The organism is Niveispirillum sp. (assembly GCF_017996735.1).
Lineage (GTDB): Bacteria > Pseudomonadota > Alphaproteobacteria > Azospirillales > Azospirillaceae > Niveispirillum.
Map to the genome: position 1 here is coordinate 1 of NZ_JAGOGJ010000175.1, position 11,534 is coordinate 11,534.

Annotated in this window: 10 protein-coding genes; 7 read left to right on the plus strand and 3 right to left on the minus strand. The window is 62.7% G+C overall.

The genetic code is table 11. From position 1 onward, the window contains the following. The coding region (locus KBA48_RS29845; protein ID WP_367273893.1) for a class I SAM-dependent DNA methyltransferase at positions 1 to 3,236 on the minus strand (3,236 nt) is incomplete at its 3' end. A gap of 442 nt (positions 3,237 to 3,678) precedes the next feature. Between KBA48_RS29845 and KBA48_RS29850 the strand changes: the two genes are divergently transcribed. The 3 genes from KBA48_RS29850 to KBA48_RS29860 are packed head-to-tail and all read left to right on the plus strand — an operon-like array spanning position 3,679 to position 7,011. Beyond that, on the plus strand, positions 3,679 to 5,262 hold the full coding sequence (locus KBA48_RS29850) for a circularly permuted type 2 ATP-grasp protein (protein WP_292912335.1): 1,584 nt from the start codon (positions 3,679 to 3,681) through the stop codon (positions 5,260 to 5,262). A gap of 14 nt (positions 5,263 to 5,276) precedes the next feature. Continuing rightward, positions 5,277 to 6,251, plus strand: a complete 975-nt coding sequence (locus KBA48_RS29855) for an alpha-E domain-containing protein (protein ID WP_292912336.1) — start codon at positions 5,277 to 5,279, stop codon at positions 6,249 to 6,251. Positions 6,252 to 6,282: 31 nt separating this feature from the next. Further along, positions 6,283 to 7,011 carry an arginyltransferase gene (locus KBA48_RS29860; protein ID WP_292912337.1) on the plus strand — a complete coding sequence of 243 codons (729 nt, stop codon included), beginning with the start codon at positions 6,283 to 6,285 and terminating at the stop codon, positions 7,009 to 7,011. A gap of 46 nt (positions 7,012 to 7,057) precedes the next feature. Here KBA48_RS29860 and gstA read toward each other — a convergent pair whose 3' ends face one another. Continuing rightward, complete coding sequence (gene gstA / locus KBA48_RS29865) at positions 7,058 to 7,666, minus strand: glutathione transferase GstA (RefSeq protein WP_292912338.1); 609 nt, start codon at positions 7,664 to 7,666, stop codon at positions 7,058 to 7,060. Between the two features lie 145 nt (positions 7,667 to 7,811). Between gstA and KBA48_RS29870 the strand changes: the two genes are divergently transcribed. From KBA48_RS29870 to KBA48_RS29880, 3 genes are all read left to right on the plus strand, one after another. Next, complete coding sequence (locus tag KBA48_RS29870) at positions 7,812 to 8,183, plus strand: helix-turn-helix domain-containing protein (protein WP_292912339.1); 372 nt, start codon at positions 7,812 to 7,814, stop codon at positions 8,181 to 8,183. A 191-nt stretch (positions 8,184 to 8,374) separates the two neighbouring features. After that, positions 8,375 to 9,178: a DUF2189 domain-containing protein gene (locus KBA48_RS29875; protein WP_292912340.1), complete on the plus strand. Its 804-nt coding sequence runs from the start codon at positions 8,375 to 8,377 to the stop codon at positions 9,176 to 9,178. 150 nt (positions 9,179 to 9,328) lie between these two features. Continuing rightward, entirely contained in the window at positions 9,329 to 10,012 is a 684-nt protein-coding gene (locus KBA48_RS29880) for a response regulator transcription factor (protein ID WP_292912341.1), read from the plus strand. 357 nt (positions 10,013 to 10,369) lie between these two features. On the opposite strand, the gene KBA48_RS29885 is transcribed toward KBA48_RS29880, so the two are convergent. Beyond that, complete coding sequence (locus KBA48_RS29885; protein WP_292912342.1) at positions 10,370 to 10,816, minus strand: pseudoazurin; 447 nt, start codon at positions 10,814 to 10,816, stop codon at positions 10,370 to 10,372. A 215-nt stretch (positions 10,817 to 11,031) separates the two neighbouring features. Between KBA48_RS29885 and KBA48_RS29890 the strand changes: the two genes are divergently transcribed. Next, the coding region (locus KBA48_RS29890; protein WP_292912343.1) for an aldehyde dehydrogenase family protein at positions 11,032 to 11,534 on the plus strand (503 nt) is incomplete at its 3' end.

Below are 11,534 nucleotides of genomic sequence, written 5' to 3' on the forward strand. Positions count from 1 at the left end.
CAGGCGGGCCGGGTAGCGGCCACCGTCGCCTCCCCCAGGTCGGCGGACAATTGTTCGCCCGCCTGCACCCCACCGGGATTCTGAAATTCCGGGCGCAGCCAGCGGACAAGGCCCCGCGCCTCCTCCCCCGCCCGTTCTTTGTTCAAGGCCACCAGCCGGAAAAGGATGTCACGGTCGGCCAGGTCGGCGGGCCAGCCATAGGCATCGGCCACCGCCGCATCAATGGCGCGGTGCAGGTCCAGCAGGACGCCGACATGCCCGGCCTCATAGATATCGCGTTCCGCCGGCTCCAGCACCGCACCGGCCTTGCGCTTTTCCAGCACATTATAAAGCTCGGTCAGGGTGAAATGCCCCGCCGCCAGCACCTTCTTGCGCAACCCGTCCAACTCCTCGGCCATGGAGCCGATCCGGGCTTCCTGGGCAGGGGTGAGGATGGGGAAGGGGAAAGCGTCGAAGCAAGCTGACTTGACATAAACAGGGCGGTCCTCAAGCAGGCCACCCGCTGCCAAAGCCCACGTCGTGTGGATGCGGGAACTGAGCAGGCCAAGATTAACGGATTGATGCAAGCCGATGCCGATCAGCTTGTTGTCGGGCAGGATGCCGATATCCAGAAACTGAAAGATGCGATGCTTCGCGGTTTCGACAGTTGCGATGTAGCGGGGCAATCCATGCAAAGCTGGCCGTAACTCCCGACGCGGTTCACCGAATATCCACCAGTTATCGCGGTAGGTATCACGATTATTCTGGTCCCTTTCAGGCTTCACTTTGTCATGAACCCACTGATACACGCCCGGAAACCGCTGCCGCACCTGTTCCGCCGTCAGGCCGAACAGATCAATGACCAGCACGCCTCGGCTTTTCCCGGTCAGATCACGGCCGTTACGGTAATGCCGGATATGCTGCTCCAAACCGGGAACCTTGCCCAGACCCAGCCCGGCGGCCTCGGTCGGGCTCACGATGAACCCGGAGCCGTGAAGCGATACGCCCCGCGATGAAAGCCCCTCATTGGCCTTTAGTGGCAAAACACCGGCAATATCCGCCCCAATGGTCAAATCCGGCAGGATAACCCCTTGCTCAAGGGCAAAGGTCACGGCGATGGCTCCATCATTCGGGTTCGCGTCGCCTTCCGCCGCCACCTGTTTCAACAGCCCCTCGCCCGACCCGGCCACACCCACCGTCATCGCCACGCGCACGGCGGCGGCCCCTTGGGCATCAGCCCAGGGATGGTCGGGGATGGCAAAGGACAGGTGCAGCGGCTTCTTGGCGTCCAGATGGCGTTTGATCACCCGGCGGCTGAAGGTCTGGGTGATGGAATTGGTGGTGATGAAACCGAAGCGCCGCGCCTTGCCCTCACGCACCAGATCGGCGGCGCGGTCCCACCAATACATCACAAAATCGGCGCCGCCCGGCATCTGCGGATAGGCAGACCACAATGCCTCCGCATAGCCATCGCCCAATTCCTGGCGCAGATCCTTGCCGCCGATAAAGGGCGGGTTGCCGACGATGAAATCCACCTTGGGCGGCCAGGGCGCGGGCTTTGGCTCGGTATATTTCTTCAGCGGCACAACCTGGGCTTCATCCGGCACCTGCCGTCCCGTATGCGGATCGGTGCGCAGGGAAACGCCGTCCCAGCGGGTAACAGGTTTGCCCGCCGCGTCCACCACCAGTTCCTCTTTTTTCCAGGCCAGGACAGCGTCCGCCTCCCGCACGGTTTCCACCGGCTTCAGGATAGGATCGGACAGGCTTTCCGGCCCGCGCAGGCGCAAATGCCCCTGCAAATGGCCCAGCCACAGCACCAGTTCGGCAATGGGCACGGCGCGGGCATTCTTTTCCAGGCCGATAAATTGCTGCGGCCCCACGGTCGTGCCCTGCAGGTCCAGCAGCGCCTGCGCCGCCGCGCCCAATTCCTCCAGCGCCAGCAGCACCTCCCCTTCCAGTTCCTTCATCAGTTCCAGGCTGACATAGAGGAAATTGCCGGTGCCGCAGGCGGGGTCCAGTACCCTCACCTGACACAGCGAACGATGGAAGGTGCGGATCAATTCCACCGCCCCCTTGGTATCACCGACGGCCCGCCGCCCCTCCGCCAGGGCCAATGTGGCGCGCCATTCGTCCTGCAACGGCTCGATCACGGTGGGGATGACCAACCGTTCCACATAGGCACGCGGCGTGAAATGCGCGCCCAACTGCCCCCGCTCGCGCACCGACAGGGCATTTTCCAGCAGCGTGCCAAAAATCGCCGGCTCGACATTGCGCCAATCCCGCTGACAAGCCGTGATCAGTTCCGACAATTCATCGCCGGTCAGGGCCAACGCCTGGGCATTCTTGAACAGGCCACCATTAAAATGGCGTACAGGGGCACCGATCATCGGGTCAAAGTCGCTGCCCTTGTCCATCGACCGCCAGAACGGGGTCAGATAACGGGGCAGGAACTGGGGGTTGCCCTCTGCCTTGCGCAGCAGGGTCAAAAAGGCATCGGCGGGCAGAAGCCCCACATCCTCCGCAAAGGCCGTGAACAGGCAGCGCATCAGGAACAGCGCCACCTCCTTCGGATCATGACGCTTTTCCAAGGTGCGTGCCATGCGGGCCAGACGATAGGCGATGTCCTTTGTCACCTCCGCGCGTTTGGCGGCGGGGTCCAATGACAAAGGATCGGTCCAGATGGCCCGCAACCGGTCGCGTACCGCCGCATCGGCAAGGTCGGGAATGGCAATCCGGTGCGACCGGCTGTCCGGGAACGGCTTGTAGCGTTTGCCCAGGCCGGTGAAATCGGCATAGACCTCGATGACATGACCGACATCGACGATCAACAGGAACGGCGGCCATTCGGGCAGGTACCTGGCATAGTTTTCCGCCTGTTGGCGCGCCTGCTTCATCATGCGGTCCCACGCCGCCTTGGGCGAGGCAGCAGGCGGTGGCGTCTCACCAAACAGGTCCGGCCCCGAGGCGGCAAGCCCGCGCATACGCTTGTCCGATTGCTTGGCCTCCAGCACGAAATGCTTACGCTTATAGCAGTCGATAAAATTGTACCGACCATCCTCGCCATCCACATCCATGGCGCGGACCCGCTTTTCAAACACATACTCGTTACGATGATCTTCGGCGTGACTGGCCTCCGGCTTGTCGACACCAATCAAATCGCACAACTCATTAATAAATTTCTGATAATTCGCCCGCTCCGAACCACCGCGGTCCGACCAATATTCAATGAATTTTTCGGCGATCATTTTCCAGACCATTCTGCGGAGAGGCGTCAGAGACTAGACAATCATGTTTACACAGACAAGGTTTCCCAGCGGGACCGGCATCAGAACCAAGCCTTTCACGTTTGCGCCCAACCGCTGACTTCTGCCCACCCCTGTGCTATACTGCGTCGCTCGCCACCATTGCCATATCCGCCCCCCCGGCCCCGGCCATCAACGCCGGGCGCAGTCACTGTGGCTGTGGCCCTTTGTCTGAGACACGGGGGTGTTTCATGTTTCACAGCGTTGCACAGACCATGACCCGCCCCAACCGCGGGGCAAAAAAACCACACTGTGCAAAACCGTAGGGAGCGTTCACACGCCCCCTGTTCAAACCTTACTGATCTGTTAATCTCAATCTCGCGGATGCGAAACGAAGCCGGTGTCGGCATCGCCCTCGACAGCGGATCGCATGGCACGAAGGGCGCAGGGGGCTCTGTTGAGCGGGTCTGGAAAAGGTGTTGACGACCTGTTGTCGTCCTATGATGCCAACGGCTTTTATGACGAGCTGTTTGGATCGGCCAGCAAACCGGCATCGCATACCGAGGCCGTGAAGGATCGGCTTCGACAACTTGACTATGACGATCTGCGACGACGCGCATCGGATGCGGAGCGGGAGCTTTACAATCTGGGCATCACCTTTCTGGTGTATAGCGACGCCAAGGCCGTTGACCGTATCCTGCCCTTTGATGTGATCCCCCGCATCATCGCGGCCAAGGAATGGGCGCATCTGGAAAAGGGCGTGCAGCAGCGCATCGCGGCGCTGAACATGTTCCTGCATGATATCTATCATGATCAGCACGTGCTGAAGGACGGGATCATCCCGGCCGAGCTGGTGCTGGGCAATGCCAATTACCGGCCGCAGATGCAGGGCATCACCCTGCCCTTCAAGACCTATATCCACATTGCCGGCGTCGATCTGGTCCGCGACCATGAGGGCACGTTCCGGGTGCTGGAGGATAATGGCCGCGTGCCGTCGGGCGTGTCCTATGTGGTGGAAAACCGCCACATGATGCTGCGCGCCTTCCCCGACCTGATGGGCGATATCGGCCTGCGCAGTGTGGAGAATTACGGCGCCAAGCTGCTGGAGGCCATGTGCGAGATCGCGCCGCCCCGGCCCGATGTCGACACCTATGACCCGCAGGTGGTGCTTCTGTCGCCCGGCGCCTATAACTCCGCCTATTTCGAGCATATCTTCCTGGCGCGCGAGATGGGTGTGCCGCTGGTGGAAGGGCGCGATCTGGCCGTCATCGACGACAAGGTCTATATGAAGACCACCGGCGGCCTGCGCCGGGTGGACAGCATATATCGCCGCATCGGCGATGATTTCCTGGACCCGCTGGCCTTCAACCCCGACAGCATGCTGGGCGTGCCGGGCATTTTCGAGGCCTATCGCAAGGGCAATGTGGCGCTGGCCAACGCCATCGGCACGGGCGTGGCCGATGACAAGGCCGTCTATGCCTATGTCCCGCGCATGATCAAATATTACCTGGGCGAAGACGCCATCATCCCCAATGTCGATACCCATATCTGCCGCGAGCCGGACGCGCTGCAATATACGCTCGACAATCTGGACAAGCTGGTGGTGAAGCCGGTGGGCGAGGCCGGCGGTTACGGCATCACCATCGGCCCGCGCGCGACCAAGGCCGAGTTGGAGGAATGCCGGGCCAAGCTGCTGGAAGACCCGGCCAATTATATCAGCCAGCCCATGGTGCCGCTGTCGGTCTGCCCCACCCTGACGGAGGAAGGGATCGAACCGCGCCATGTGGATCTGCGCCCCTTCGCCATCACGGCCAAAAGCACCTGGGTGCTGCCGGGCGGGTTGACGCGGGTGGCGTTGAAGAAGGGCACCTTGATCGTGAATTCCAGCCAGGGCGGCGGGTCCAAGGATACCTGGGTCCTGACCGAGGGGGGACAAACGGAGCCGGACCCGGTGGCCGATGACAGCACCGATCCGTTCCATACCCAATCCCAGTCGCAGTCCCAGTCTTCGTCGTCCCAGTCACAGTCGCAAAGCCAGTAAGGGGAGAACCGGACATGGCAGCCCTTCTCGCCCGTTACGCCGAATGCATCTTCTGGATGGCCCGCTATATGGAGCGCGCCGAAAATCTGGCCCGCATCCTGGACGTGCATGAGACCTTCGCCCGCGACAGTTTCGGTGCCACCAACTGGTTGCCGATCCTGCGCCTGAACGCCGATGAAAAGCGCTTCTTCGAGCTGTACCCCACGGCCACCGTCAAGAATGTGCTGAATTTCTATGTGCTGGATCAGAACAACCCCACCTCCATCATCGCCGCCATCGCGTCGGCGCGGGAGAATGCGCGGCAGTTGCGCCCCCTGATCTCCACGGAGATGTGGGCGCATCTGAACATGTTCTATAATCGCCTGCTGGCGCTGGAACCGGCCACCGATCTGGCCCAGCACAATATCCAGCGGCTGTGCGCGTCCATCAAGGAAGCCTGCCAGACCCATACCGGCATCACGGAAGGCACCTTCTTCCGCGACCAGGGCTGGTACTTCTATGGTCTGGGCCGCAATCTGGAGCGGGCGGACCAGGCCACGCGCCTGCTGGACATCAAGTACCACACGCTGCTGCCCAGCCCGCGCGACGTGGGCACACCCATCGATATCAGCCAGTGGAACAGCCTGTTGCGCTCTGCCGCCGGTTACCACGCCTTCCGCCGCGTCTATCCACGCGGCATGACGCCGGCGGCGGTGGCGGGCTTCCTGCTGTTCAACGACAATTTCCCGCGCTCGGTTCTGGTCTGTATGCGGGAGGTGGACAGTCTGTTGAACCGGCTGAACAGCAAATACCGCCTGCGCCGGGGCACCCTGCCGCTGGAACGGTCGGATGAATTGCTGGGCAATCTGGCCAACCAGACCATCGAGTCTGTGATTTCCGTGGGCCTGCATGAATATCTGGATGGTTTGCAGATCAATTTTGCCAAATTGTCCAATGATATCGCTCAGGCCTTTTTCCTGATCGACCAACCGGGTACGCTGTCGGCCTGAAATCCTCTCCCACCCTGCGCCAGGGCCAAGAATGAGTGTCATCCCGCCCCTGCACCGGCCCTTGCAGCAATTCTTCCGCTCCGGCCCCATGCCCTGCCCCTATCTGGTGGGGCGGGTGGAGCGGAAGCTGTTTACGCGGCTGGTGGGACCGCAGGCGGGAGAGGTGAATTCGGCCCTGTCGCGGGCAGGCTTTCGCCGCAGCCACGACATCGTCTATCGCCCCGTCTGTCCGGGGTGCAATTCCTGTGTGCCGGTGCGGGTGCCGGTGGCGTCCTTCACGCCCAACCGCACCAACCGGCGCATCCTGCGCGCCAATGCCGACCTGATGCTGGACGTGGTGCCCGCCGCCTCCACCCCCGAACAGTTCGAACTGTTCGCGCTGTATCAGGACGCCCGCCACAATGACAGCGACATGAACCGCATGACGCCGGGTGACTTCGCCTCCATGGTGGATGAAGGCCGCGTCAACACCTTCATGGCGGAGACGCGGGACACGGCCGGGCGGCTGCGTGGCGCCATGCTGGTGGACCGGCTGGAAGACGGCTATTCCGCCGTCTACAGTTTCTATGATCCCGACGAACCCCGGCGCAGCCTGGGCACCCACCTGATCCTAGCCATGATCGAACGCTGCCGCCAGGAAGGGCTGCCCTTTCTCTATCTGGGCTATTGGATCAAGGGCAGCCCCAAGATGGAATACAAGGCCAACTTCCAGCCCCTGGAAGCCCTGGGCCGTGACGGCTGGACCCCGCTGGAGATTTAGGCGGCGACCCCGGCAAAATCACTCCCGGCCGGGGTCGCGTGTTGCATCAGATCAGCCCTTCGGCCTTCAGCGCCGCCTGCACGCCCGGACGGGCGGCGACGCGACCGCGATAGGCCGACAGGTTGGACCAAGTGGTCAGGTCCAGCCCGACATAGGGCGACCAGCCCAGAACCGTGAACAGGTAGGCATCGGCCACGGTGAAATCCGCCCCCAGCAGATAGGTGCGGCCATCGGCCAACTGGGCCTCCAGCGCGTCGAAGCGGCGGCCGACATTGGCCGGCACGGCAGCCTTGGTCTCCGGATGTGTGGTCGGGTTGAAAAAGGGGCTGAAGCCCTTGTGGACCTCGGTCGCGATGAAGTTCAGCGCTTCCTGCACCCGCGCGCGGGCCAGCGTGGCGGGCGGCGGCAGCAGCTTGGCCTCTGGCTTCAGGTCGGCCACATACTGCATGATGGCCACACCCTCGGTCAGCAACTCCCCCTCATCCGTGATCAGGGCGGGGACATAGCCCTTGGGATTGATCGTGTAGAAATCGACACCACCGGCGGTCCGATGCGTCGGCAGATCCACCGCTTCCACGTCCGGATCAAAACCGGCCTCGCGCAGCACAATATGGGAGGCGAGCGAGCAGGCACCGGGCTTGTAGTAGAGCTTCATCTTGTTTCCTCGATCATGGAACAGCGCCCCCGCATGGGCGGGGTGACGGCCGGCAGGATGGCGAAGACGGTTGCCATTGTATAGCTGGTTACTTCTGGTAACCTGCATTTTCCGGTATCGGACCGGTAACCGGGAAATGTCCCCCATGGCCTTGAAAATCCGCAAGAACCCCGTTGTCCCCTCCCCTTACTGCCCGGTGTCGGAATTCATGAACCTGCTGAGCGGGGCCTGGACCACCCATGTGCTGTGGCATTTGCAGGCAACGCCCAGGCGGTTCGGTGAATTACGGGTCGACATGCCGCAAATCTCGGCCAAGACACTGACGGCGCGGCTGCGCATGCTGGAGCAGCAGGGGCTGGTGGTGCGCACGGTGATGCCCACCTCCCCACCCTCCACCGAATATGGGCTGACCGATATCGGCCGGGAACTGATCCCGGTATTGAGCGCCATTGCCGAGGTCGGGCAAAAGCTGAAGCTGAGCCGGAACGGCAATGTCGACTGTGCGGACGCTGCGTAAAGCCCATCATTTCCCCGGTACAGTGACGGCCGAACCTGCTATGATTTGTCGCAGAAGGTTCGACCGCTTGCCTCTTGCGGCATTGCACTTCACCTTGCCGCCATTGATTCGTCAGGCCCACCGGCCGAACCATGAACCGCCGGCCATCCGACCCGATGGCGGATCGCCGGCTGCACGGGGAGGCTGGAGATATGGCTTATCGCATGGCCGCCAACCAGACGGCGGCGACCCGGGATGGTTCCATCATGATGCCGGAGATCCGGCGCATCAGCGTCCATGACCTGATGGAGGCCCTGTCCATGGGGGTCCGTGATTTCATGGCGGCGCCGACACAGCTTCTGTTCCTGGGCCTGATCTATCCGCTGGTCGGCGGGCTGGCCGCGGCTGCGGCCGCACAGAATGATCTGGTCCCGTTGCTTTACCCCGCCCTGGCGGGCCTTTCCATCATGGGGCCCGTCGCGGCTTTGGGCATGTATGAATTGTCGCGACAGCGGGAAATGGGCGTGCCGGTGACCTGGCGCAACGCCCTGGATGTCCGCCATTCAGGGGCGCTGCTGCCCATCGCATGGCTCGGCGTGCTGCTGCTGGGCGCCTTTATCGTCTGGCTGGCCGTTGCCGAACATATCTATGCGGCAACCCTGGCCGCCCAGCCCCACGGTACCCTGAGCGAATTCATGTCCAGCCTTCTGGGCAGCCGCGAGGGGTGGATGATGATCGTGATCGGGAACGGTGTCGGGTTCCTGTTCGCCATGCTGGTTCTGACCCTGACCGTCGTGTCCTTTCCCATGATGCTGGACCGGCAGGTCGGCGTGCTGGATGCCGTCATCACATCGGCACGCGCCGTCCTGCGCAATCCCGTCATCCTGTCCGTCTGGGGCCTGATGGTGGTCGGCCTGCTGCTGCTGGGCAGCCTGCCACTGTTCGTGGGACTGGCCGTGGTGATGCCCGTGCTGGGCCATGCCACATGGCACCTGTACCGTAAACTGGTGGTGTGAACGGCGGCCGCGTCACCCCCTTATACTAAAGAACCGTGTCCATGGTGGGGGGCCGTGATTGTCCGTCTTTCGTCGCGCGAGTAATCTTGATTCCGCCCACAACAAGAATGAATTCGGCGCGACCATCAGGGCGACGGGGAGGACAAGGGCATGGGTAAGGTTCTGATCGCGGATGATCATCCGCTGGTGCGTGACGGGCTGCGGACTGTGGTGGCCGTGGCGCTGGATCGGTGCGAACTGTTCGAGGCGTCCGACCTGGACGAGGTGGTGCGTATCATCGACCGGGAGGGCGATTTCGATCTGGTCCTTCTGGACCTGAACATGCCGGGCAATAATGGTTTTGCCGGCCTGGCGCTGCTGCGGGCACGCTATCCGGCGCTGCCGGTGGTGATGGTGTCGGCCGCCTGCGACCGGCAACTGGTGAACGAAGCGCTGCGCCACGGGGCGGCGGGCTTTGTGCCGAAATCGCTGGCGCGCGGCATGATCGCCAAGGCGCTGCATCAGGTGCTGGGCGGCGATGTCTATGTGCCGGACGACCTGGAGGATGCACCGACACAGGCCCCGTCGGGCGAGGATCAGGAGATCCTCCGCCGCATCGACACGCTGACCCCCCAGCAGCGCAAGGTGCTGGAACTGGTTGTCGCCGGCCGGTTGAACAAGGAGATCGCGTATGAACTGGATGTGACGGAGACGACCGTGAAGGCCCACGTCTCCGCCATCCTGCAGAAGATGCGGGTCTTCAGCCGCACCCAGGCCGTGATCCTGGCCAACAAGGTGAATTTTGCCCCCGCCCCCAGCGCACCGCAGGTTTCGGCGCGGGCGGCGGCGCAGTAGGCGCGCGTCTTACGTCGTTGTCTTATACCCGCGGCACGAAATCATGACCGATGGTCAAGCTTTCGGGCGCATCCGCGCCCTTGGCTACGCAGCATGGGCCGCGCGGCGGCAGTCGCCGCCGTACCATCGGTCAAGAATTTTGACCGATGGTACTACCTGTTCGGCGTGGTTCCCTTACCCTCCCATCGCTTGACAGCGATGGGCCCCTCCCTCTCCCGCAGGCGGGCGAGGGGCGGAAAAGGACATTGCCCCTGATTTTACCCCTCGCCCGCTTGCGGGAGAGGGAGAGGCCCGGACGCGTCAGCGTTCGGGAGGGTGAGGGAGCAACGCCAAAAGCGGCCGCCCCCTGAGGCCCCCCTATCCCCGCAGCTTGGCCATCAGGCCCAGCAGCAGTTCCTTGGCCTTGCCCGGATGGTTCACGGCCTTGGCCTGTTCCACATTCACGGGGTCGCCCACGACGATGACGCCGACCATGCCCATGGCGTAATGCGGCTTGCATTTGAAGCCGTAGAGGCCGGGCTGGTCGAAGGTCACGGTGATCTCCTCATTCATCTTGCCCACGAATGGTTCCACGCCCTCGGGCAGCATGCCCTTGATGGCTTCGACATTGTGGCTCTTGTCGGTGGGAATGAAGCGGACCGTGTCGCCGGGCGCGATGGTCAGCATGGCGGGTTCGAACAGCATGGTCCCCCCGCCCGCCCCCTGGCTCAGCATCTTCACCTCATGCGTGGCCGCATCGGCAGAGGCGGCGATGGTCAATTGCGCGGCCAGGGCGGCGGCGAGGACGAACGGGCGCGTCATCATTGATGGAACCCCTTGGTTTTGCGGGTGAATTTCACCCATCAGAAACCATCCGCACCCATTTTGCGCAATTACACCATGGTGTCGGGGCAACCCGTCCGGGACAGGTTTCTGCGCACAAAGTCTAATTTACCGGAAGAGCGGGCGGGCGCAGGGTTGAGACCGATCCCGGACCTGCCAAAAGGGTCCAAAACCGGTCTTTCCAGGGAGACGCCCCCATGCTGCACCAGGCCATCGAGAAGCTGAAATCCAGCGTCGCCATCCGCGCCAGCTACGACAATTTTATCGGTGGCGAATGGGTCGCCCCCGTGCGTGGCCAGTATTTCGACAATATCTCCCCCGTCACCGGCACCGTGTTCTGCAAGATCGCCCGGTCATCGGCGGAGGATATCGAACTGGCGCTGGATGCCGCGCACAAGGCCAAGGACAAGTGGGCCCGTACCTCGGTCGCCGAACGCGCCGGCATCCTGAACAAGATTGCCGACCGCATGGAACAGCGCCTGGACCTGCTGGCGCTGGCCGAAACCATCGACAATGGCAAGCCGATACGCGAGACCACCGCCGCCGACATCCCGCTGGCCATCGACCATTTCCGCTATTTCGCGGCCTGCGTGCGTTCGCAGGAAGGCAGCCTGGCCGAGATCGACCATGACACGGTGGCCTATCATTCCCATGAGCCGCTGGGCGTGGTGGGCCAGATCATCCCCTGGAACTTCCCCAT

Excerpts from the sequence above, each read along its gene's own strand:
- KBA48_RS29875 (WP_292912340.1), top strand. The coding sequence starts at position 8,375 with ATGGCTTATCGCATGGCCGCCAACCAGACGGCGGCGACCCGGGATGGT.
- KBA48_RS29855 (WP_292912336.1), top strand. The coding sequence starts at position 5,277 with ATGGCAGCCCTTCTCGCCCGTTACGCCGAATGCATCTTCTGGATGGCC.
- KBA48_RS29860 (WP_292912337.1), top strand. The coding sequence starts at position 6,283 with ATGAGTGTCATCCCGCCCCTGCACCGGCCCTTGCAGCAATTCTTCCGC.
- KBA48_RS29885 (WP_292912342.1), bottom strand. The coding sequence starts at position 10,816 with ATGATGACGCGCCCGTTCGTCCTCGCCGCCGCCCTGGCCGCGCAATTG.
- gstA (WP_292912338.1), bottom strand. The coding sequence starts at position 7,666 with ATGAAGCTCTACTACAAGCCCGGTGCCTGCTCGCTCGCCTCCCATATT.
- KBA48_RS29870 (WP_292912339.1), top strand. The coding sequence starts at position 7,812 with ATGGCCTTGAAAATCCGCAAGAACCCCGTTGTCCCCTCCCCTTACTGC.
- KBA48_RS29880 (WP_292912341.1), top strand. The coding sequence starts at position 9,329 with ATGGGTAAGGTTCTGATCGCGGATGATCATCCGCTGGTGCGTGACGGG.